Source organism: Acidobacteriota bacterium (genome assembly GCA_028875575.1).
Classification (GTDB): Bacteria; Acidobacteriota; Terriglobia; order Versatilivoradales; family Versatilivoraceae; genus Versatilivorator.
This window is the reverse complement of record JAPPDF010000034.1, coordinates 1-21443: the sequence shown is the minus strand read 5'-3', so window position 1 is coordinate 21443 and position 21443 is coordinate 1. Positions and strand designations below refer to the sequence as shown.

General features: G+C 60.2%; 15 protein-coding genes. 4 read left to right on the top strand and 11 right to left on the bottom strand.

The genetic code is table 11. The annotated features are described in order from the left end of the window. Positions 1-123: 123 nt before the first annotated feature. Positions 124-1020: a sugar phosphate isomerase/epimerase gene (locus OXI69_04495; GenBank protein MDE2665387.1), complete on the bottom strand. Its 897-nt coding sequence runs from the start codon at positions 1018-1020 to the stop codon at positions 124-126. Positions 1021-1183: 163 nt separating this feature from the next. Between OXI69_04495 and OXI69_04490 the strand changes: the two genes are divergently transcribed. Beyond that, positions 1184-2017, top strand: coding sequence for a DUF1080 domain-containing protein (locus tag OXI69_04490; protein ID MDE2665386.1), 834 nt, complete (start codon positions 1184-1186; stop codon positions 2015-2017). An 8-nt stretch (positions 2018-2025) separates the two neighbouring features. Here OXI69_04490 and OXI69_04485 read toward each other — a convergent pair whose 3' ends face one another. Then, a complete protein-coding gene (locus OXI69_04485; GenBank protein ID MDE2665385.1) occupies positions 2026-2799 on the bottom strand; it encodes an SDR family oxidoreductase in 774 nt (257 codons plus the stop codon). A 163-nt stretch (positions 2800-2962) separates the two neighbouring features. Between OXI69_04485 and OXI69_04480 the strand changes: the two genes are divergently transcribed. Next, positions 2963-4714, top strand: a complete 1752-nt coding sequence (locus OXI69_04480; GenBank protein ID MDE2665384.1) for a hypothetical protein — start codon at positions 2963-2965, stop codon at positions 4712-4714. Between the two features lie 193 nt (positions 4715-4907). On the opposite strand, the gene OXI69_04475 is transcribed toward OXI69_04480, so the two are convergent. Then, on the bottom strand, positions 4908-6314 hold the full coding sequence (locus OXI69_04475; protein MDE2665383.1) for a lysine 2,3-aminomutase: 1407 nt from the start codon (positions 6312-6314) through the stop codon (positions 4908-4910). Positions 6315-6900: 586 nt separating this feature from the next. On the opposite strand from OXI69_04475, the gene ppk1 reads away from it, so the two are divergent. After that, entirely contained in the window at positions 6901-9036 is a 2136-nt protein-coding gene (gene ppk1 / locus OXI69_04470; GenBank protein ID MDE2665382.1) for a polyphosphate kinase 1, read from the top strand. Between the two features lie 343 nt (positions 9037-9379). Here ppk1 and OXI69_04465 read toward each other — a convergent pair whose 3' ends face one another. The 8 genes from OXI69_04465 to OXI69_04430 form a co-directional block, all read right to left on the bottom strand. After that, positions 9380-10579, bottom strand: a complete 1200-nt coding sequence (locus OXI69_04465) for a porin (protein MDE2665381.1) — start codon at positions 10577-10579, stop codon at positions 9380-9382. A 17-nt stretch (positions 10580-10596) separates the two neighbouring features. Further along, positions 10597-11301: a phosphate signaling complex protein PhoU gene (gene phoU / locus OXI69_04460; protein ID MDE2665380.1), complete on the bottom strand. Its 705-nt coding sequence runs from the start codon at positions 11299-11301 to the stop codon at positions 10597-10599. A gap of 102 nt (positions 11302-11403) precedes the next feature. Further along, the gene (pstB, locus tag OXI69_04455) at positions 11404-12201 is read right to left on the bottom strand and encodes a phosphate ABC transporter ATP-binding protein PstB (GenBank protein ID MDE2665379.1); all 798 of its coding nucleotides are present in this window, start codon (positions 12199-12201) and stop codon (positions 11404-11406) included. Beyond that, positions 12198-13058: a phosphate ABC transporter permease PstA gene (gene pstA / locus OXI69_04450; protein ID MDE2665378.1), complete on the bottom strand. Its 861-nt coding sequence runs from the start codon at positions 13056-13058 to the stop codon at positions 12198-12200. The genes pstB and pstA overlap by 4 nt, the downstream gene beginning before the upstream one ends. After that, a complete protein-coding gene (gene pstC, locus OXI69_04445) occupies positions 13055-13954 on the bottom strand; it encodes a phosphate ABC transporter permease subunit PstC (protein MDE2665377.1) in 900 nt (299 codons plus the stop codon). The genes pstA and pstC overlap by 4 nt, the downstream gene beginning before the upstream one ends. Positions 13955-13993: 39 nt before the next feature. Beyond that, positions 13994-15007, bottom strand: coding sequence for a PstS family phosphate ABC transporter substrate-binding protein (locus OXI69_04440; protein MDE2665376.1), 1014 nt, complete (start codon positions 15005-15007; stop codon positions 13994-13996). 407 nt (positions 15008-15414) lie between these two features. Further along, the gene (locus OXI69_04435; GenBank protein ID MDE2665375.1) at positions 15415-17214 is read right to left on the bottom strand and encodes an ATP-binding protein; all 1800 of its coding nucleotides are present in this window, start codon (positions 17212-17214) and stop codon (positions 15415-15417) included. 23 nt (positions 17215-17237) lie between these two features. Beyond that, positions 17238-19736 carry a CehA/McbA family metallohydrolase gene (locus OXI69_04430; GenBank protein MDE2665374.1) on the bottom strand — a complete coding sequence of 833 codons (2499 nt, stop codon included), beginning with the start codon at positions 19734-19736 and terminating at the stop codon, positions 17238-17240. Positions 19737-20226: 490 nt separating this feature from the next. On the opposite strand from OXI69_04430, the gene OXI69_04425 reads away from it, so the two are divergent. Continuing rightward, complete coding sequence (locus OXI69_04425) at positions 20227-21144, top strand: metallophosphoesterase (protein MDE2665373.1); 918 nt, start codon at positions 20227-20229, stop codon at positions 21142-21144. Positions 21145-21443 lie beyond the last annotated feature (299 nt).

Genomic DNA, 21443 nt, shown 5'->3' with positions numbered 1-21443 from the left:
GAATCACTCCCCCCTTGAGGGGGAGTCGCAGAAGCCGAGCCGAATGGCGAAGGCTGATGCGGAGGGGGGCAAGGCTCGGCTCCGGAACGTGCGATAGCGCGGCCGGGCGAAGAGGCCCGGCGTTCAGGACTGCTCCCAGAACTTGTCGACGTACTCCTGCATCTTGTTGAGCATGAAGCGTGAGGACTGAACCGCCCGTTCGCCGTCCCAGGCGAATACCTGGCTGGTCATGATGCCGTCGAAGTTGATTTCCCCCAACGTTCCAAAGAATGCCTCCCAGTCCACCTCCCCCGCGCCGATGTCCAGGTGCTGGTGAATCCGCGCCGGGGTTCCGGCCGGGTTCATGATGTAGCGCCATCCTCTCTTGTGGTTGAAGGAGTCGGCCACGTGGACGTGGGCCAGGACGGGGGCGGCATATCGCAGCATGGCAGCCACGTCCTCGCCCAGGTGAAAGGTGTGAGGGGCGCAGTAGAGATACTTGACCCATGGAGAATCGATCGACCGGATCATGTCCACCGCCAGGTTGTTCTCTTCCACGAAATCGTCCGGATGAGCTTCAATGTGCAGGGGCAGTTCCTCGGCCTCGAAGATGGGCAGCAATTCCTCCATCGACTTCCAGAACGCCGCTTCACTGGCCTCGGCGTGGACTTCGGGTCCGGCAAATGCCGTCGACTGTGGCGAGGGTCCGCGGTCGAAGATGGAATTCACTGTCTGACACTCGATCTCCTTGACTATGGGGAGAGCCCGTTTCCAGTAACGTACGGCGGCCTGGCGTTCCTCCTCGTCGGGACTGGCCCAGCGATAGGTCAGCAGCAGGCTGACAAGGTTCATTCCGGTTTCGTGAAGCGCCTGCTTGAACTCCCGAATTCTGGTGTTGTCGGCTCGCGGAGGCCAGTATTCGGGAAAGAAATCGTCGCGCGAGCAGAGTTCCAGGTTTTTCCAACCCAGGTCCGCCACCAGCCGGACCACGTCGGGAAGAGGCCGGTCACAGTGCATCAGGGGATCCAATGCCAGTTGCATGGGTCTTCTCCTTGAGAGGGGCCGGAGGCGCTGTTGTCGGAGCAACTCTATCCCAGGTGAGAGAGCAGCTGCAACCGGGTCGGCAAGACCGGTGTTTGCTACAATGGGGGCGTCACCGGCAGATCGCCTTCCTCTCTGATTTCAAACCTTGCAAGGGTGGACCATGAATACCATCTTCAAGTATCCGATGTTTTTGTGGGTTGCGGTTACGGCCTCACTGTTTCTGGCAATGTCCTGTGCTTCGAGCCCACCGGCGCAGAAGGCGGGATCGGAGAGCCACCCCGATCCTGAGGAGGTGGCCGCCCAGCCTCTCTTCAACGGGCGGGACCTTGAGGGGTGGCATACCAATTCCGAAAAGATCGGTCACGGGACGGGAGGGCGCTGGACGGTGGAAGAGGGGGTCATCGTGGGCGAGCAGGACCCCCCGGGAAGCGGTAACGGAGGCATCCTGCTGACCGATCGGACCTTCGGCGATTTCGAAGTCACCCTGGAGGTCAAGCCGGACTGGGGTGTCTGTTCGGGCCTGTTCCTTCGCAGCACCGAAAAGGGACAGTGCTATCAGGTCATGATCGACTACCGGGAGAAGGGCAATATTGGCGAGATCTACCGTGAAGGCCTGGATGGAAGAACCAACACCACCTTTCGCCTCCACGGCATCCATGGGGAGGGCGGGGCCAAAGTCCTGACAGGCATCGAGGCACGGCCCGCCGAGAGCAACCAGCGCGGCGCGGGCGGTGAGCCTGGATTCCCCGTGGAAGACTGGTCCAGGATCTGGAAGCTGAACGACTGGAACCGGGTGGAAGCCCGGATCGTGGGCAACCCTCCCACCATCACCACCAGCCTGAACGGCCACTTCATCACCGAATACACCAGTGACCAGACCTTTGAAGGGACGCTGGAAGACCGCGGGTTTATAGCGGTCCAGGTGCATGGGGGGAAATCCTGGCCCGCCGGCGCCAGGATCCGCTTTCGGAACATAGAGGTGAAGGAACTCTAGATTTTTTGCTACCTCCCCATCCACCCGCCATCTACGACCAGGATGGAGCCGTTCACGTAGTCGGACGCGGCCGATGCCAGATAGACGATGGCGCCGCGGAAGTCTGCCGGTTCTCCCCAGCGCCCGGCCGGGATTCGTGACGAGATGGCGGGATTTCGCACCGGGTCGGCCTGCAGGGCGGCCGTGTTGTCCGTCCGGATATAGCCCGGGGCTATGGCGTTGACCTGGACCCCCCGTCCCGCCCATTCGTTGGCCAGAGCCTTGGTCAACTGGCCGATGGCGCCCTTGCTGGCAGCATAGCCGGGGACCGTGATCCCCCCTTGAAAGGTAAGCAGCGAGGCGGTGAAGATGATCTTCCCCGAGCCGCGCTCCAGCATGCGTTTCCCGAGATCACGGCTCAACAGGAACTGGGCGTTGAGGTTGGTTTCGATGATCTCGTCCCAGTATTCGTCGGGATGTTCGGCAGCAGGTTTCCTGAGTATGGCGCCAGCGTTGTTGACCAGAATGTCGATGACCGGGAAATCGGCCTTGACCCTGGCCAGGAACGCAAGCAGCGCGGACCGGTCGGCGAAGTTGCAGGCGTAGCCGGTGAATCGCCGCCCGCGAGCCGCAACCTCCTTTTCGACCTCAGAACCCGTGGTTTCCAGCGATCGGCTGACCCCCACGATATCGGCGCCCGCCTCGGCCAGGGCCACAGCCATGGCGCGTCCGATACCTCTCCGGCATCCGGTGACCAGCGCAACCTTGCCGTCGAGTCGAAACAGATCCAGTACGTTCTTCATGGAGCTTCCTCTGCTTGATCTCGGAAATTATTTCAAGTGGTTCTTACTGCCATCCGACTCACCGGCTTATACCATAGATCGGGAATCAGACGTTGTAATGGGTGACAAAACCAGGGGTATCGAATAAATTGGCGGCTCGGTCCTTCAATTCAGGAGTCTGGCTATGAGACGAAGACAATTCTTGAAAACAGTGGGAGCGGGCGCTCCCGCAACTCTCGTCGTAACCGGTAGCACTTCAGCGATGAACCCGGCAGGCAAGAGGAAATCGAAGCGGCGGGAGGAGCCCCGTGTCTTTCTTTACGACGACGGGCGCCACGCCGCCGATCTGTATTGTTTCGAGCCGCCGGTGACTCCGGCTGACCACGCCGCCATTGTGGATCAACTGGCTGGCAGCGGAGCCGATACCTTCGTCTACTTTGCCGGGACCGAGGGCGGAACGGTGCTGTACGACAGTCAGGTCTGCCAGTTGTGGGGAGATGAGGTCAAGAAGTGGACCCACTACGTCTGGTACCGCGCCGCAAAGATCCTGCGCCAGCTCATCCGGGACGGACACGACCCCTTGAAGATCCTGTGCGATCGTTGTCATGAGACGGGACTGTTCATGATCGCCAGTGCCTGGGTGTGCGTGCAGGGCGGGACCCGGGAGAAGAACGAGGGACTGGGACGCAAGTCCGCCTTCGCCATGGACAATCCCCAGTTTCAGGTGGGAGAGGATCCGGACCCGAGGGCGCCGGACGCCCTGGGTTTTGCCGATGGAAGCGTGGGCCCGGTCAAGGACCGGTTCAACTTCCTGCACCCGGAGGTGCGGCGGGAACGCTTTCTGCTGTTCCAGGAACTGCTGACCCGATACGAAACCGATGGCATCGAGCTGAACCTGACCTGGGGAATGCCCTTTTGCCGCTTCGACCAGGTTGGCGAGTTGGCGCCGGTCATGACCCGCTGGTTACGAGACTTGCGCAGGGTGGCCGACGAAGCCGGGCAAAGCCAGGAACGTCCCAAGCGCATTTACGCCCGGGTCCCGGCCCATCCGGAGGCCTGGAAGCTGGGCGGATACCAGGTTCCCACCTGGGTGTCGGAAAAGCTGGTGGATGGACTCTTTTGCGAGAGCAGCCAGAGCGAGGAAGAAGGATTGGATCAGGATGTGGATCTGAGCGCCGTGGTGAAGCTCGCTCGAGGAACCGGATGCCGCGTCTACTCCGTCTTTCACAATGGCTTGGGCCGGCCCCTGGCCCGATACGCCACACCCTCCATGATCTGGGCCGGTGCGGCCAACGCCTGGGACCAGGGGGTGGACGGATTCGGAATCGGAGACCACCTGTGGGCTCCCAACGGATGGCCCTGGACGGCTCAAGAGTACGAAACACTGCGACCGCTGGGACATCCGAAACTGCTGGAAACCGCAGACAAGGTTTATTTGGCCCATTCCAACCGCCGACCCGATGCCTCCCTGGACTGGCTACCTGGCCGTTCCCAGCCTCTCCCTCAGAAAATCGAGGTCGATCGCCCGGTCCGGGTCTCCTTCTACGTGGCCGACCGATTGCACCACTGGCACAAGCTGGGCCGGGTCAAGTCGGTGGTGCTGCGAGTGCGCCTGGGCAACCTGATCCCGGACTACGATGGGGTCGAGGTCGAATTCAACCGGCAGGTTCTGCCTGAATCGATTCTCCAAAAGGTCGACATGACCTATCGATTGATTGGTCCCCAGTCCAGTTCGCATTCCCTCGGATCTTATGGCTATGCCTACGACTACCACCTGGAGCCCGAGCACTTTCCCCAAAAGGGGCGCAATGTTGTGGAGGTCAAGCTTCTGAAGAGAGATCCCGACGTGGACTTCGATCCCTCGGTTCTGCGGGTGGACTGCAAGATCGAATACCGGCTCCACCGCCACTTCGAGCAACGGCCTATCGAGTACTGAGATTCACCGGGATTGCAATAAGGTCCCTCGCCTCGTCAATCAACGACGACCGCTGGCTTTCAGCGAGCGACAAGATATTCGACGAGGCTTTCCAAGGCAGCAGCTCGGTGGCTGTCCGGGTGCGTGAAGGGAATTGCGGGCTGGCGCCAGGATCCGCTTTCTGAGATTGGAGGTGAAGGAGCTTTGACCCTGCTCACTCCCAGTCCACGTCCCCGAAGATCTTCAAGCGCCGTTGGGCGGGGGTGCGCCTACGCCAAGCCTGGGCGCCTCCAGTCTGCTTGATTTGCCTGAGAACCTGCTCAAAGAAAAACTGCTTCTGGCCGAAGGCGGGACTCAGGTCGTCAAGCCAGGTGGCTTCGGGATCGAATCGGGCAAAGAAGGGCCGGCCGACCCAGTCCGGGTCCCTTCCCTGGAGAAACTTGAGTACGAAGACTCTTTGTCCGTAGACCTCGGCCACGCCGTCCACAACGACTTTTCCGGGAGTGGCGGACATTGAGGGTCCGCGGACTGTGCGGGCCAGTCCGGAGACCCGCTTGTAGGCGGTGCGAAAGATCTCGGCGGCCTCGGCCAGGGGCACCTCAAAGTAGTTCTTGGGACCGGTATCCCTCTCCACGAACATGTAGTAGGGCACGGCCCCCAATTGCACCTGGGATCGCCACATATCGGCCCAGACGTCGGGGTCGTCATTGACGTGCCGGATGAGAGGGGCCTGGCAGCGAATGGCCGCTCCGGTAGCCAGGATCCGGCGAGCGGCCGCCTGGGCCGCCGGGGTTCGCAGTTCTCTGGGATGGCTGTAGTGCGACATGACCGCCATGTGCTTGCCCGCCTGGCGTACCTCTTCGAAGAGCCGAAGCAGGTCGTCCGCGTCCGGGTCCGTGAGGAAACGATAGGGCCAGTAGGCGGTGGCTTTGGTCCCCAGGCGGATGCTGACCAGGTGTTGAAGTTCGGGGGCGAGCAAGGGCTCCAGGTATCGTCGCAGCACAGCCGTCTTCATGATCAGCGGATCCCCGCCGGTGAAGAGCACGCTGTTCACCTCGCGATGCTGCTTCAGGTAGTCCACCAGCTTTTCGGCTTCGTTGGAAGCGAACTTCAGCTCGTCGATGCCCACGAACTGGGGCCAACGAAAGCAGTAGGTGCAGTAGGCGTGGCAGGTCTGACCCTGGCTGGGGAAGAAAAGCACGGTCTCCCGATACTTGTGCTGCATTCCCTGAAGAGGCTCCTGGCCCAATCGGGGGACGTTGAACTCCATCTGTCCGGCAGGATGGGGATTGAGTCCGACCTGAATTCGGCGGGCTGCCGCAGCGATCTCCTGGTTGGGGGCCTTGCTCCAGACCAACTCCATCATTCTGGAGAGATCCTTGCGATCCAGCATGCCTGGCTGCGGGAATGTCAGTTGGTAGATGGGGTCGTCGGGAACGTCCTCCCAGCGGATCAGCTCTTCGATAACATATCGGTTGACACGGAACGGCAGCACCGCCGACACGGCCTTGATGCCGAGGATCTTATTGTGAGGCAGAGCTTGCAGTTCCGGAATCCGGTCGATATCTTTGCGGGTGTAGGCCTTGTATTTGCGTCCTGTTACGTTCGCCTCAGCTGTCATATGCTCTCCTGGGGGCTAACTCGATCGGGGCAATTTCCATCCTCTTCCTGCCGCTGTAGCAACTCCTTGCCCCTACCCGGACAGCTTCTTCCGTCCAGTGTTCTCAGTTTTTGAAGGGGCCAAAGCATACCATCTCAGATGAAAAGTTCAAGTGTCGGCCTCATTGGGGCCCTGTTTGGCCCACGAGGTCTCCATGCCGCCGCGGGCAGGCTTGCGGAACCAGGCCGGCCAACATGTTGACCCCGAACCCCGAAGTCGCGGACTCATGCCGGGCTCTTGATGGCCCGGTCGGGCAGCCGGAGATGAGGCGGATGCCTCTGCCCCGTACTAGATGTCGACTGTGCGTGTGTCTATTAGGTTGGAAGGCCGGTCGTGGCCAGGAGTTGTCCCCGCTGAGCGGGTGGGCCGTTCCAGCAGTATCGGACTGAGACTGGGAGCCTGTCCCCGCCCCCCTCCGCTCTCTGCCGAATGCTTGTATGTTTTTGGGTCGCCTGCCGAGGGCGGGCGATGCTAAGATGTCTCCCCCTTTTCCGCTGCTCGGAGAGTCGTTTCCGGGTTTCGCCTATCCCGGAAGGCAGATGCCTCCATGACGACCTCATCACCCAAGAAAATAGACCTGGAATCGCCCGAAGCCTACATCAATCGAGAGTTGAGCTGGCTGGGGTTCGCCCGACGGGTCTTGTCGTTGGTGGCCAAACGCGATCTTCCGCTGATGGAGAGGATCAAGTTCGCCGGAATCATGGGCATGCTGCATGCCGAGTTCTTCATGAAACGAATGAGCGGGCTGAAGCGCCAGATCAAGCAAAGATCGCGCAAACTTTCCCTGGACGGCCGCACTCCGAGAGAGGAATTCGACGCCTGCCGCCTGGAATTGCAGGATCAATCAGCCGTTCTGACCGGAATTCTCAATCGGGAACTGCTGCCGGCCCTGGCCGATGTCGGCCATCCGATCCTTCAGTACAAGGAATTGACCCCGGAGCAGCGGCGATCGATGCGCACCTATTGCGAGCAGTCGGTCAGGCCCATCCTGACTCCGTTGGCCGTGGACTCGGAGCACCCCTTTCCCTTCATCAGCAACCTGGGCTTGAACCTGGCAGTGCTCCTCTCCGGAGGGCAGGGTGGAAGGGAACAGTTCTTACGCATCAAGGTTCCCAATAACCGTCCCCGTTGGGTTCCCTTGCCCGGCGGCGGCTACGTCCCCCTGGAACAGGTGATTGCCGCCAACCTGGACCTGATGTACCCCGCCGACCGGTCCTTGAAGGTCTACTTCTTCCAGGTCACTCGTGGGGCCGAGGGGGAGGTCCAGCCCGGCCCCGAAGAGGAGGAATCCCTGCGAGAGCCGGGGAGCCTGGTCCAACAGGTCGGCAGTGAGCTCAAGGCCCGGCGCTTCGCCGGCGTTGTCAGGCTTCAGGTGGAGCCCGACATGCCCAAGGGGCTGGTGAAGTGGTTGACCCGGCAGCTCAAGATCGATCCGGAAGACGTTTATTCCTCCAGTCCCCTGGTGGGTCTCAGCGACCTTCTCCAACTGAAGATAAGCGATGGCGAAAAGATGAATTTCCCGACTCATTCGCCGGTCGACCACCCTCGTTTACGGCGGGTTGCAACCCAGGCTCCCGCGTCAATTTTCGATGAGATCGCAAAAGGGGACATCCTGCTGCACCATCCCTACCACGATTTCGAGACCTCGGTGCTGCGATTTCTGGAGGCGGCTTCTGTGGACCCCGAGGTGCTGGCGATCAAGCTGACGATTTACCGTACCAGCAGCGACTCGCCCATTGTGCGCGCCCTGGCCGAGGCGGTTCGACGAGGCAAGCAGGTGGCGGTCCTGGTGGAGATCACCGCTCGCTTTGACGAAGCTCCCAATATTGCCTGGGGAAAGTTCCTGGAAAGAGAGGGCGTTCACGTCGCCTACGGCGTGGAGCGGCTCAAGACCCACGTGAAGCTGGCTCTGGTGATCAGGGAAGAGAAGCAGGCCATTCGTCGCTACGCCCATATCGGAACCGGGAATTACCACACCGGTACCGCCAAGGCGTATGAAGACCTGGGGGTATTGACCTGCGACCCCGCCCTCTGCGAGGAGGTGGCTGTACTTTACGACGCCTTGACCGGCGGCCTTCCTCACGGCGACTACCGGGAGGTATTGGTGGCGCCGGTGACGATGCGCCGGCGATTCACCGAGCTGATCCGCCGAGAGGCGGACCATGCCCGCGCCGGTCGACCCAGCGGGGTCTATGCCAAGCTGAACCAGTTGCAGGATCCCAGCATCATTCGGGAGCTATATTCAGCAGGCTTGGCAGGAGTGCGCGTGACCCTCAACGTCCGGGGGCTCTGTTGTCTGCGGGCAGGGGCCCCGGGCCTCTCGGAGAACATTCGCGTCTACAGCGTGCTGGGTCGTTTCCTGGAGCACAGCCGGATCTTCCGCTTCAGCAACGGAGGGGATACCGAATATTATCTGGGCTCAGCGGACTGGATGAAACGAAATCTGAATAACCGGGTGGAGACGGTGGTGCCTGTCCGGGATTCGAGGCTGAAACGCCAACTGGACGGCGTCATCAAGGTCTACGAAAAGGACAACTGCTCCGCCTGGGACGCTCAACCCGACGGTTCCTACGTTCGCCGCCGTCCGGCCAAAGGAGAGCCGGTCCGAAACGCTCAGGAGACCTTTATCCGCAAGGCGCGGCGGGCAGCGCGTTCAGCCGCTGAGTCGCAAGCAGTTCTCTAGGCTTGCCCGGAAGACCTCTCCAAGACAATCCCTCCTGCGATTTCCGCTTTCCTCTCTGTGCTCCCGGTGGGTTGAATCAGAGCTCGGTAACTCGGGTTAGCCCGCATTTCTCACCAGGCCGCTGGAGGCATTACAAGAAGTAGATTATCTGCAGCACCTTGATTGGCACCATGTCAAGGGGTTGGGCATCACAGACGGCGCTGGGCATGCCCTGGCTTGTGCTTTTCCCTTCAGCGCGCACAGGCTCCCTCGACCGTAGTGACCGCTACGCTCTTGGGTCGCGAGCACGCGCTGAAGGGAAAATTACTGCGCCATGATCATGCCCCTCGGTGAGAAATGCGGGCTAGAAATTGACCTGGAAACGCATCTGAAAAACGTCGGCCTTGCCGAGTGATTCACGATTGGCGCGGATGTAGTTCCACATCACACGAGCATTGGGGTTCAGGTACCAGTTGAGTCCGGCCGTGAAGTCGTCCAGCTTTCCGCCGGAAACGACTCCATGGTTCAGGTCGAGCGACGAGTAACGAACCGCCACTTCCCAGGCGCCCGTCCCCCTTTGGCCGAGGTTGAAGTTCCGTTTGGGCTTGATGCCTCGGAACTGACCTGCCGAGGCGCGGTAGTTTCGCTGCTCACCGGTGAGAAAGTAGCTTCCCAACAGGTAGTAGCCGTGAAAGTTGGAGTTGGCGTTGCCGGTGACCGGGTTCAGCCCGGCTCGGATGTACTCGGCTTGCACGGACGCAGGACCGTGAACCAGGGCGAACTCGGGGCCCACCAGGTGGGCCGATTGCATCCTCAGGGTTCCGGTATCCACAAACCGGGGCGCCAGGTGAGCCTCGGGCCTTTGACGGTAGCGAAAGCTGGGTTCGCTCGGGCTCCGATGGCTGTAGCCGAGCCCCAGATGGACAACCTTTTTACCCTTTTCCGCGTGCCAGGGCGTTCCCGTCAACCGCCCGGTGAAATTGAACTCCCCGTCCCCCTGGTCCACTCCCAGGTCGTTGGTGTCGAGAAAGACACCCATTCCCCAGCTCACCCTCTCCTTGAAGTGGTTGGAAATCAGCACGCCCGTGTTTCGGGAAGGAGCGAAGACGTTAGGTAAGGCACGCTCCAGGAAGGTGACGTTGTTGCTGCTGGTCATCTCCTCCAGGCTGAACGGCTCCTTCACATGTCCCAGTCTGATCTTTCCCAGGTAGGGAATTCCTTTCAGACCCAGGTAGACGTCCTTGAACTTGGCGGTGCCGCCGGCGAAGTCGTACTGAACCTTGAATTCCACCTGTTCATGAAGTTCGCCGGAGAAGTAGATTCTCGCTCTTCGGGGCTCGGTTCCATCTTGAAGAGAGCCCAGGCTTTCTCGAATTCCCGAATCCTGAGACATGGTTGCCCAGTCGTAGTGGATTCTGCCACCAAACCTGAATCGCACCGTCTTGTCCCTGGTCTCCAGGCGCACCCCGTCCTTCCATTCGACCTGAACCTCCTTGTCCGCAGCCGAGCCGTTCACAACACACCAGGTCAGTGTCAGAAACGTCCCGCCGGCTATGGATATCATTTGCCATAGCATCCTCGTCAAGATCGGTCCCTTTCGTTGCCTTCTGCTTTTTGCCTGTCAATGTCGTCTTCGGTCAAATGGCGAATCATTCGGCCTTCGGCGATGTAGACAACGTCCTGGGCGATGTTGGTGGCCAGGTCGGCAATTCGCTCCAGGTGGCGAGAGGCCGAAAGCAGGTGGACAGCCCGCTCAATGGTTGATGGATCCCGGTGCATGAGGTCCTGCAGGATGTCGAACATTCCGCGGTTGGCTTCGTCAATCTCGTCATCCATGGTCAAGACGTGCCGGGCCAGTCGAGGATTCATATTGGTCAGGGCATCCAGACTCTCGCGCACCATTTCGCGGACACCCTCGGCCATCTTGGGAAAATCCAGGGAAACCTGCAGCGGCTCCCGGGTGGCCAGGTAGGCTGCCCGTTCGGCGATGTTGACGGCCAGGTCTCCCATGCGCTCCAGGTCATTGTTCACCTTCAGCACGGCCACGATGAAGCGAAGGTCTGCGGCCACCGGTTGGTGAAGGGCCAGCATCTTGAGGCATTCCTCTTCAATCAGGACTTCCCGGGTGTTGATCCGGTCGTCTTCGCGCATCACCTGCCGGGCCAGATCCAGCCGCCGGTCGACCAGGGCCAGAATCGCCTTGTTGGTTGCATCCTCGACCATCGATGACAGGATCAACAGTTCCTTGTCCAGGTGTTCCAGGTCCTTCTGCAAGTGGATGGACATTCGTGCCCTCCCTTGGGTTGGAGCCTTCGGCCTTGTGCAGGCCGTCATGCTCGAAAATGGCGATCCAGGCGAATCGCGGCTTGTCCGAAATTCGCAGAATGACTATCCGAAGCGCCCGGTCACATACTCCTCAGTTCTCTGATTCCGGGGTCTTGTGAAGACCTGGTCGGTCTCCCCGAATTCGACCAGGCTGCCGTTCTCCAAAAAGGCCGTCAGGTTCGAGACGCGGGCCGCCTGCTGCATGTTGTGGGTGACAATGACGATCGTGTATCGCTCCTTCAGCTCAAACATCAGATCTTCGATGCGAGCCGTTGAAACGGGATCGAGAGCCGAGCAGGGTTCGTCCATCAGGATGACGTCCGGCTCCATGGCCAGGGCCCTGGCGATGCAGAGTCTTTGCTGCTGGCCTCCGGAGAGCGCCAGGGCAGACTCGTGGAGGCGGTCGCTGACCTCTTCCCAAAGTGCGGCGCGGCGAAGGGACTGTTCGACACGGTCGTCCAGATTACCGGTGAATCCATTGATGGAGGGCCCCCAGGCAACGTTCTGAAGAATCGATTTGGGGAACGGGTTCGGTTTTTGGAAAACCATGCCGATGCGGCGCCGAACCTCTACCGGATCGACTTCACGCGCATAAACATCCGAACCCATGTAAAGGATCCGGCCCTCCATGCCCACGTTGGGAATGAAGTCGTTCATCCGGTTGAAGGCCCTCAGCAGAGTGCTCTTGCCGCAACCCGAGGGCCCGATGATTGCCGTAATTCGATGTTGGGGAATGGAGAGCGAGACTCTCTGGATCGCGGGTTTTGTCCCATAGCGTATGGTCAGGTCAATGACATCCAGGACCGACCGGGTCTGTTCCGAGGCTGAGTTTTGAGCATCGGGTTTCGTCAAAGTGTTCATCGACCTGTCCTCTCGGCGCGTTGTCGAATCCATACCGCGGTGGCGTTCATGAGCAGTAGTGTTACCAGAAGTACAATGATTCCGGCTGCAGCCAACTGATGGAAGTCTGCCTGGGGACGGGAGGCCCAGTTGAAGATCTGAATGGGCAGGGCCGTAAAGGCGTCCATGGGTCCTTCCGGCACGAAGGCGACATAGGTCAGAGCGCCAATCATGACCAGGGGAGCCGTCTCGCCGATTGCCCGCGACAATGCCAGGATCACACCGGTCAGAATCCCCGGCAGCGCCACGGGCAGGACTTGCGCCCTCACCGCTTGCCAACGAGTCGCTCCCAGGGCAAAGGCAGCGTGACGAATGGAATCGGGTACGGCGCGGAGCGCCTCTCGCGCGGCAATGATGATGACGGGAAGAATCAGCAGCGTCATGGTCAGGCTTCCGGCCAGGACGCTTCGTCCCAGGGTCAGGAACCGCACAAAGATAACCAGCCCCAGAATCCCGTAGACGATGGAGGGTACTCCCGCCAGATTGCCGATGTTGACCTCAATCAACTGTGACAGCCGGTTCTTGGGGGAAAACTCCTCCAGATAGATCGCCGCAGCAACCCCCACGGGTATGGAAAACCCGGCTGTGAGGGTGATCAGCCAGACGGTTCCCCAGAGCGCCGACTTGATGCCTGCCTGCTCCGGAAACCGGGAGGGAAACTCAGTGAGGAATTGAAGGTCGAGCCAACGGATTCCCTCGCGAGTCACGTGGAAAAGCAACACTGCCAGGATGACGATCCCGGCCCACGCCACAGCGGCACAGAGAAGGCGGAAACACTTGGTGGTAGCGTGCCGGCGCCGGAGGCGATCGGAACTCATTCGTAGACCTCGCGGAACCTCGCCAGCACCCGGTGGGCGATGATGTTCATGCTCAAGGTGATGGCGAACAGCAGAGCAGCCACGGCAAAGATGGTCTGGTACTCGACCGTACCCACGGGGGTGTCGCCGAGGCTCACCTGGACAATATAGGCCGTCATGGTCTGAATGCTTTCGAGTGGGTTCAGTGTCATCTTCGGTGTTGCTCCGGCAGCCAGCGTCACCGCCATCGTTTCTCCAATGGCGCGGGACGCAGCCAGGACGAAGGAAGCCATGACTCCCGAAAGAGCCGCCGGCAGGACTACCCGCAGGGTCACTTCAAACTGGGTGGCTCCCAGGGCAAAGGCTCCCTGGCGCAGAGACTCCGGGACGGCGCGCAGCGCGTCGTCGCACAGGGACGCCGTCATGGGCAGCACCATGATGCCGACGACGATGGAGGCGCTGGCGGCGTTGAAAATCTGTGTTTGGGGGAAAATGCCGGCAATCAGGGGAGTCACGAAGGTGAGTGCGAAATAGCCGTAGACGACGGTGGGAATTCCCGCCAGAATCTCCAGAACCGGCTTCAGCACCCTCCTGACCCGAGCAGAGGCAAACTCTGCCAGGTAGATGGCACTGGCCAGTCCCACGGGGATTGCGATCAGAGAAGCACCGACGACGATTTGCAGCGTACCCGCGACCAGAGGAAGCACACCGAAAGATCGGGGTTCCAGAAGCGGTGTCCATCGGGTTCCCGAGAGGAAATCGAAGACTCGTACCTCTCGGAAAAAGGAGTAGGCCTCCCACGCCAGGATGGAAATGATGGACAGCGTGGTCAGGATGGACAGGAAGGCGCAAAGGAAGAGTACGAATCGGATCAACTCCTCCTTTGCCCGGGATTTCCTGGTGCCTGCGCCCGCCAGTAGTGGATTCGCCGTTGAGACCTGCGGCAAGATTCCTTCCTATTCTTTGACGCTGAGCAGATCTTCAAGACTCATGCCAACCCTGTGTCCCGAGGCGAAGAGCGATCCCGTGGCTCGATTCTCGAATCTCTCGAGCGCCAGTTGATAGACGCGATCCGGCAAGGGCACATATCCGACCTCTGTCACCAGCTGGGGAGCATTCTCAAGATAGAACCTGACGAAGGCCGCCACCTCCGGACGCTCGGAGGCTTTCTTGCTGACATAGACGAAAATCGGCCGCGAAAGCGGTTCGTAGCTTCCGTCGTTGATGGTCTGTTCCGAAGGTGCAACCGGTCCTTTGCCGGCATCGATCGGCACCGCTTTCAGTCGGGAACGATTCTCCCCGTAGTAGGCGAAGCCAAAGAAACCCAGGGCGTTTGGGTCCCCGGCAATACCTTGCACCAGCACGTTGTCGTCCTCGCTGGCGGTGAAATCGGCGCGACAGGCATGAGACTTTCCGTTGATGGCTTCCGTGAAGTAGTCGAAGGTTCCGGAGTCGGTTCCCGGACCATAGAGATTCAGGGCACGATCTTCCCAGTCGGCCCGGATATCGCTCCACTTCTTCACCGTGCTTCCCGGTTGCCAAATCTTCCGAAGCTCGTCCACGGTCAAGGAATCAACGAATTCATTGCCTGGATTGACCAGGACGGATATCCCGTCGAAGGCGACCGGAAGCTCGACGAATTCAATCCCGTTTTCGGAGGCCATTGAAATTTCCTTGGCCTTGATCGGCCGAGAGGCATCGTTCAAATCCGTTTCACCGACAGAGAATTTCTTGAATCCTCCACCCGTACCCGAAATGCCGACGGTAACCCGAATATTCCGATTCAGCTTTTGAAACTCCTCGGCCACGGCTTCGGTAATGGGGAAGACAGTGCTGGAACCGTCCACTCTCACGGTGGCTGGCCTGTTTCCCTCGCCCCCGGCACAGCCGAACAGGAAAAACGATGTGTACAGCGCACCAATAGCAACAGTGATTGCCTTCACATTTGTCCAGTGCCTGGTCTGCTTCATCAGCCCCTCCTTTCTCCAGCAAGAAATATACAGGCCTCTTGTAAAGATCCAATAAAGAGGCGAGCCGTTTGCTAAATTCCCCAGCGGGACCCTTGCCGGGAATGGCCACAAAAGGCACAAAAAACACAAAAAAGCAGAACGATGAGAAACAACCAAGGCAGGAGGGCTTTGTGTGATCAGGTCCGGCAGACGACCTTCGACCTGTTCGGGAAATTCGTTGTGTGACACTTGTGCTTTTTGTGGTTAAAAAGCATTTCGCGTCGGGTCGCACCCGGTATTGAAAAGGGCAGAACATCACGTTCGCAGGTAAAATGACCTGCCCCGCTACGAATTTTGCAAAGTGCTCAGAGGCTAAAGAGGCGCCTTTTTGATGGGGGGGGGGTGGAGAAGTTTCTGCGGGCGGCCGTTTACGAGGGTGGGTTCTCTTGAAGGGACCGGGAGATCGGAACGGAGGCGCGAAAGGTGCTGCCGATACCGGGTGTGCTTTCGACGAAGACCCGGCCCTGATGAATGACTGCAATGTGCTTGACAATCGAAAGCCCCAGGCCGGTACCGCCCAGCTCCCTAGATCGGGCTTTGTCCACTCGATAGAAACGTTCGAAGACCCGTGCTTGATCCTGAGGCGCGATGCCCATTCCCGTGTCCTGCACTTCAATGAGGGCCTGCCCGTTTCCGGTCTTGAGGCGAACCCAGACCTGCCCTCCCCGACTGGTGTACTTGATGGCATTGTCCAGCAGGTTGGTGGTCAACTGTCCCAGCGCCTCCGGATCGCCCAGGACCTGCACGGGATTTGCGGGAACCTCGGTATGGACGGCGATTCCACGCTCTTCGCCGGTGGGCAACAGCGCATGTACGGCGACCCTGAAGGACTCGCGCAGATCTATCGGGCGCAATTCCGGACCGCCGGGTGAGGATTCCAGGCGAGATAGCGTCAGGAGGTCGGTCACCAATGACGACAGGCGCATCGATTGGTTCCAGATTTTGGCCAGAAAACTCGCCTGGTCGGAAGAACGCATGGACCGGTCGTCGATGACGGTCTCGACCAGGGCCCGGATGGCCGCGATCGGCGTCTTGAGTTCGTGGGAGGCATTGGCGACGAAATCCCGGCGAACCGTTTGCAGGCGATGCAAATCGGAAACGTCGTGGAGAACCACCACGGCTCCCACCAGTTCGCCTTCGCCGTCAAACAGCGGGGACGCCAACATCTCTACGACTCGATCCTGGGATCGTGTTGCCAGCCGCAGTTCATCCTTCACGTCCCGCCTGCTTTTCAGGGTGCGGCTCAGGGTGTCGCAGACCTGACGGACCCGGGTCACTTCCCAAATGGGCTTGGACACACTGGTTTCAGGCGAAGCTCCCAGGATCTTTCCCGCGGCCGAGTTCATCTGAAGGACACGCTCATCACGGTCGACCGCGACCACGCCTTCCACCATGCCCCTCAGTAGCGAGAGCAGCTTGTTGCGGTCGGTGATGATGGTTTCCATTCGATTCTGAGAGCTCTTTGCCGTCTGGTTCAGCGCCCGGGCCAAGTCTCCCAACTCGTCGGTTCTGGTGGCCGGCAGCCGGCGGTTGTAGTCGCCGCGGGCCATTCCTTCGGCAACAGCCGTCATCGCCTTCACCGGCTTGACAAAACTGCGCGCCAGGACCAGTCCCAGGACCACGGCAGCCAGGATCGCCAGAGCGGTCCCGAGCGCGACAACGGTCCTGAGACGGGTCAGACTCCGGTTGATTTCGGACAGGGACCGAGAGGCCCTGGCGTAGCCCAACAATCGGCCGTTGTCTTCGATGGGCAAGGCCAGATGCATGACGGAGACACCGAGTTCATGGCTGTATCGGGTCGCTACGCCCGAACCGTGGGAGCGAACATCCATGATCTCGGGCCGGCTGGCGAGATTCCCCATCGAGGAAGGGGCCTCTTGGGAATCTGCCAGCACCAGGCCCTGCGCATCGATTACGGTCAGCCGAGTCCCGATTTCTTTTCCAAGCGATCGAACCTCCTGCTTCAAGCCTGACTCATGAGGTTGGTTTAGTCTGGCCGCCGCCACATTTCTGAGAAGAGCGGCCTGAGCGACCAGCGATCCGCGGAGCTCTTCCCTGGAGTCCTCCTCCATGCTTCGGATGGACAGTCCTCCCGCGATTGCAGCGGAGATTAGAATCGGCAGAAGAAGCCCTGCAGTGAGCTTCCAGGAGAAGCGAGAGCGGATCATTCCTGGAGTTCCTTGCCCCGGCGTTATTGTGGGCGTGGCGCCACCAGCAGCGGGTGGCCCAGGTTGTCCCCGTTGGGCTTGAATCCGTGTCCGTCCACGTCCACAAAAATCGGGTTGTTGTAGGCGACCGGATGCATGGTCGCGGGACCGGCCCGTCCCCAGCCCTTGCTCAGATCGCTCCCTTCTCCCGTGGCCACCACGATCAGGTGGGCGTCTTCCTGGAGATTCACCCGAATGGTTTCCTCGAAAACCAGGGGCCGTCCCTTGAATTTGGAGGGGTCCTTGGATCGTGTGTAGTTGTAATCAGGGTGTTGGCGTCCATTGACCAGAACCTGAACCCTGTCGACCTCCAGCCAGTTGGCGGTTTGCACCTTGACTTTCAGATCGATGAATCCCTCCGACACCACCCGGGAACCGATCGGCATGCCGTCGGCCGTCTCTACCTCGAGGAAGGGGCCGTTGGAGATCATCATGCGGCCTGCCTTGGAATTGCGGATAATTTCCCGGTAGTCGATACGGCCGGGCTGGTCGGTGGAGCTGGGAATGTAGGTCCGCCAATCCCCGGCCGGACTGGAGAATACCCCGTGGGCGTCGCTGACGGCCACGCACCAGACATTGCGTCCCTGGTTGAGAAGCTGCAGCCATCCAAAGATTCGATTCTCCCCGATTCGGGTTCGTCCCCCGCGCTTGTCGATGACAACGGGATCGGGGTTCAGGATCTGGTCGCTCCAGAATTCTCCGGCATCGATCAGGCCTTCGAATCCCGCATAGCCACCGTCGGCAACCTGGTCCTGGTTGCGGTCGTTGAAAACGATCCCCACGCCGGGATGGTTGATCTGGACCCAGCGGTCGGCACCGCCCCCGAAGGCGTTGCGCAGGACAATGGCATTCAGCCGTGGATCGTACTGCCAGGGCGGGGTCCCTCCATCTTGCAGGTAAGGGAAGCTTTGGAGCGGGAACGCGTTGAAGTGTTGCCCGCTGCCGGTGTGCTCCAGCCCGACGATGGTCTTGATGTGTTGGTTCAGGCCGAGGCGGTCGATGTGAGGTTGCCAGTCATAAATGCGGTTGTGTTCGGTCGCCGGAGCGAATTCGAGGTGCTCGGCAACCAGGTTGATGATGCGATCGTCGGTGTTGCAGTAGTTGTCGCCGCTCGGAGTGGAATGGGAGTGGTAGTCGGTGCTGACCCACCCCCGGGTATCGACGGTGCGCTGCAGCGTCCCGCTGACCTTGACCGACTGGCCGGGTCGGACATCCACTGTCTTCTCCAACATGTCGAACTCGGGCCCCCGGGTAATTCTGACCAGATAGTTCCCCGGGGGGAGTTGCTGGAAAAAGCGGCCGTCGTGGGAGTGGTACTGGTGGTCGCAGCCGTGAGCCCGGTAGGGGCTGCCCAGATCGGGCGTGGAGGTGCCGTTGCGGCCGATGAACTGAACCTTGCAGGGCGAAGGCTTGCCCGCCTGGTCTCGGATGTCGAACTCCATCCCGGACGCTGCCGGCAGCTTGAAATCCAGCCGGGCGGTTCGCCCCGCAGCCACGGAAAAGCTTCGGCGTGTAGCGGATGTATCTTGGCGGCCGATGTCGACGACCTGAGCGTCATAATTCCCCACCGGTAACTGAAACCGAAAATTGCCCTGCGCATCGGGATAGGAGGGCAGCTTCGTGCCTTGAAATTCCACCAGAACCCGGGCATTAACCGCCGGTTCTCCACCCGGGTCGGCCGCGGTTCCGGCAACCTGTCCCGCCATTCTTCCCAGGCTCGCCAGGATTCCATAAGCCTCCAGGGGGGATGCGGCCACGGTCACTGCAATGGCAAACTGCCGCTCCTCACCCGGCGCGAGATCGACCTTTTTCGGCAAGGGGGAAGCCAGCAACCGAGGTGACCGACCCCTTCGGCCACCTGTTTGGAGGGCTGCCCAGGCATAGGCGCGCTTGTCGGAGCGGTCAATGCTGTCTCCCACCTGGATGCCGCCGACGTTCCAGCGCTGGGAAAATTCTTTCCAGGCAGCTCCCGGTTCGATGGTCTTGTTGCCGCCGAACTGGTTGCGATAGGTGGAGGTGATCTTGACGTAGGGTTGATCGGCCGCCAACTCGTACTCGTGCCTGATGGAGAGGCCTCCGCCCTTGGCGGCTGTTCTTACCGCTTCCAGACGGGCGGTCTCGCCCTTGCCGGGTTTGCCGATCTGAACCACGGACAGAGGACCTCCCAAATGCCCGGGCCGGAGAACCGTCAACTGGTCATTGCTCTCTCCCACCAGGTCGAGATCATAGAGGCAACCGGGCGTCTCGAAGGCTTTCTCAACGGTCATGTTGGGTCTTCTCAGCGGCAGGTTGCCGGCCACCAGCAGCTGAATCCGGTTATTCCGCATCACGAAGTCGCCGATGATGCCGTCAGCTTCCTTGCCGCCCGGCAAGAGGTCTACATTGTGCTTGCCGATCTCGAAGACTTCCACTTGCCCCTGTCGGGCCGAGAAGGCGTAGATCGTCAACAGGAAAAAACCACCGAGCAAAATCAATCTTGGCATGGAGGTTCCTCTTCTGAAATAGTGGGAAAATGTTGTTCGGAGGGGACGACTGTCCGGTGAGCGCCATGATCCGGCGGCCGGATTTCTATTGAAGGAGCGATCCCTGCGTCTCCCAAAAAGGGTCAGTCGCCGTCCTTCCAAAAACTGTATCCTGTAGCAAGGGATCATATCCTTTCCCCCGTGGGATTGAAAGCCTTGGCCGCCCCGCCTGGATTCAGTATATTGGTTCCGGACAATCCAGTCGGGCCGGTCGGCTGGAGACAGGACACTGGATCCAGGCCCCGGTTCATTGACACTTCATGGGATGACCACTGGAAGTTCATTTGCGGCTTCCACACTCGGCTGGAGAACATCATTTCGCTTGCAGCCGCTTCAGACAATTTCAGCGGTGATGCTGCTCATCGGCATCCCACGGTCGATATCCAAGGAAATTGACATGAGAACAGACTTCAGAGTTGGGCGATGTGGTTCCTTACATAGCATTTGCGGGGTGTTTCTGATCCTCGTTCTCCTCCTCTGGCCGGCCGGCGTCCGAGCCCAGGAGGACTTCACCATCGCCGTGATACCCGACACCCAGAACTACGCGTCCGGCGACGGCGGGGGAACTCCGGAGATTTTCAAGGCCCAGACCCAGTGGATCGCCGAGAACCGGGAGGCTCTCAACATCGTCTACGTGGCTCACGTGGGAGATTGCGTCAACCATGCCGATCGGGACGACCAGTGGCGGCATGCCGACGCTGCCTTCCGCAAGCTGGAAGGGACGCCGCCGATTCCCTACGGCATTGCCGTGGGCAATCATGACAAGTACATCTACCGCAGGCTACCGATCCGCATCGACGGCCTCCGTATCGAGACGACCCAGCTCTACAACCGTTACTTCGGGACGGCCCGCTTCAAGGACAGACCCTGGTTCGGCAAGAACCACGGGGACGACAACGATAATTTCTACCACCTGTTGAGTGCGGGCGGGCTGGATTTCATCCTCATTTTCCTGGAGTTCGATGCCGGCAGCGACGCCCTCGGCTGGGCCGATGAGGTCCTGAAGGAACACAGCGACAGGCGGGCCATTGTCGTCAGCCACAGCCTCCTCAGGCTCGACAAGACCTTCAGCCATCAGGGGCAAACCGTCTACGACGTGATGAAGGACAACCCCAATTTCTTCATGATGCTCTGCGGGCACGTCCTGGGCGAGGCTCTCAGGGAAGACACCTACAACGGCAATCGGGTTTACAGCCTCCTGTCCGATTATCAGGGTCGGGCAAGGGGAGGAGACGGCTGGCTGAGGATCATGAAGTTCTCACCGAGCCAAAACCGGATCGAGGTGAGCACCTATTCACCGACCCTGGACAAGTACGAGAGAGACGCAGACAGCCAGTTCACCCTCGAGTACGACATGTCCTCCGATTAGCCGCACGCCGGGGCCCTGCCATGCAGATTATTCGAGCGTGAAACAGGGGCCTCTTACGAACCTCGGAGACAGGGCCCCCACCGGCTCGACTCCGGGCTGACTCTTCTATCTGGCGATCTCGCCGATACCGTCCCCCCCACCGGTTCGACTGCGGGCGGAGCCCTTGTCTCACCGACTCCCCCTCCAGGGGGGAGTGCTTGAGGCCAGCACAAGGCTTCCAGTAGAACTCTATCACTCCCCCCTGGAGGGGGAGTCGCAGAAGCCGAGCCGCAGGCGAAGGCTGATGCGGAGGGGGGCAA

Excerpts from the sequence above, each read along its gene's own strand:
- OXI69_04495 (MDE2665387.1), bottom strand. The coding sequence starts at position 1,020 with ATGCAACTGGCATTGGATCCCCTGATGCACTGTGACCGGCCTCTTCCC.
- OXI69_04490 (MDE2665386.1), top strand. The coding sequence starts at position 1,184 with ATGAATACCATCTTCAAGTATCCGATGTTTTTGTGGGTTGCGGTTACG.
- OXI69_04485 (MDE2665385.1), bottom strand. The coding sequence starts at position 2,799 with ATGAAGAACGTACTGGATCTGTTTCGACTCGACGGCAAGGTTGCGCTG.
- OXI69_04480 (MDE2665384.1), top strand. The coding sequence starts at position 2,963 with ATGAGACGAAGACAATTCTTGAAAACAGTGGGAGCGGGCGCTCCCGCA.
- OXI69_04475 (MDE2665383.1), bottom strand. The coding sequence starts at position 6,314 with ATGACAGCTGAGGCGAACGTAACAGGACGCAAATACAAGGCCTACACC.
- ppk1 (MDE2665382.1), top strand. The coding sequence starts at position 6,901 with ATGACGACCTCATCACCCAAGAAAATAGACCTGGAATCGCCCGAAGCC.
- OXI69_04465 (MDE2665381.1), bottom strand. The coding sequence starts at position 10,579 with ATGATATCCATAGCCGGCGGGACGTTTCTGACACTGACCTGGTGTGTT.
- phoU (MDE2665380.1), bottom strand. The coding sequence starts at position 11,301 with ATGTCCATCCACTTGCAGAAGGACCTGGAACACCTGGACAAGGAACTG.
- pstB (MDE2665379.1), bottom strand. The coding sequence starts at position 12,201 with ATGAACACTTTGACGAAACCCGATGCTCAAAACTCAGCCTCGGAACAG.
- pstA (MDE2665378.1), bottom strand. The coding sequence starts at position 13,058 with ATGAGTTCCGATCGCCTCCGGCGCCGGCACGCTACCACCAAGTGTTTC.
- OXI69_04440 (MDE2665376.1), bottom strand. The coding sequence starts at position 15,007 with ATGAAGCAGACCAGGCACTGGACAAATGTGAAGGCAATCACTGTTGCT.
- OXI69_04435 (MDE2665375.1), bottom strand. The coding sequence starts at position 17,214 with ATGATCCGCTCTCGCTTCTCCTGGAAGCTCACTGCAGGGCTTCTTCTG.
- OXI69_04430 (MDE2665374.1), bottom strand. The coding sequence starts at position 19,736 with ATGCCAAGATTGATTTTGCTCGGTGGTTTTTTCCTGTTGACGATCTAC.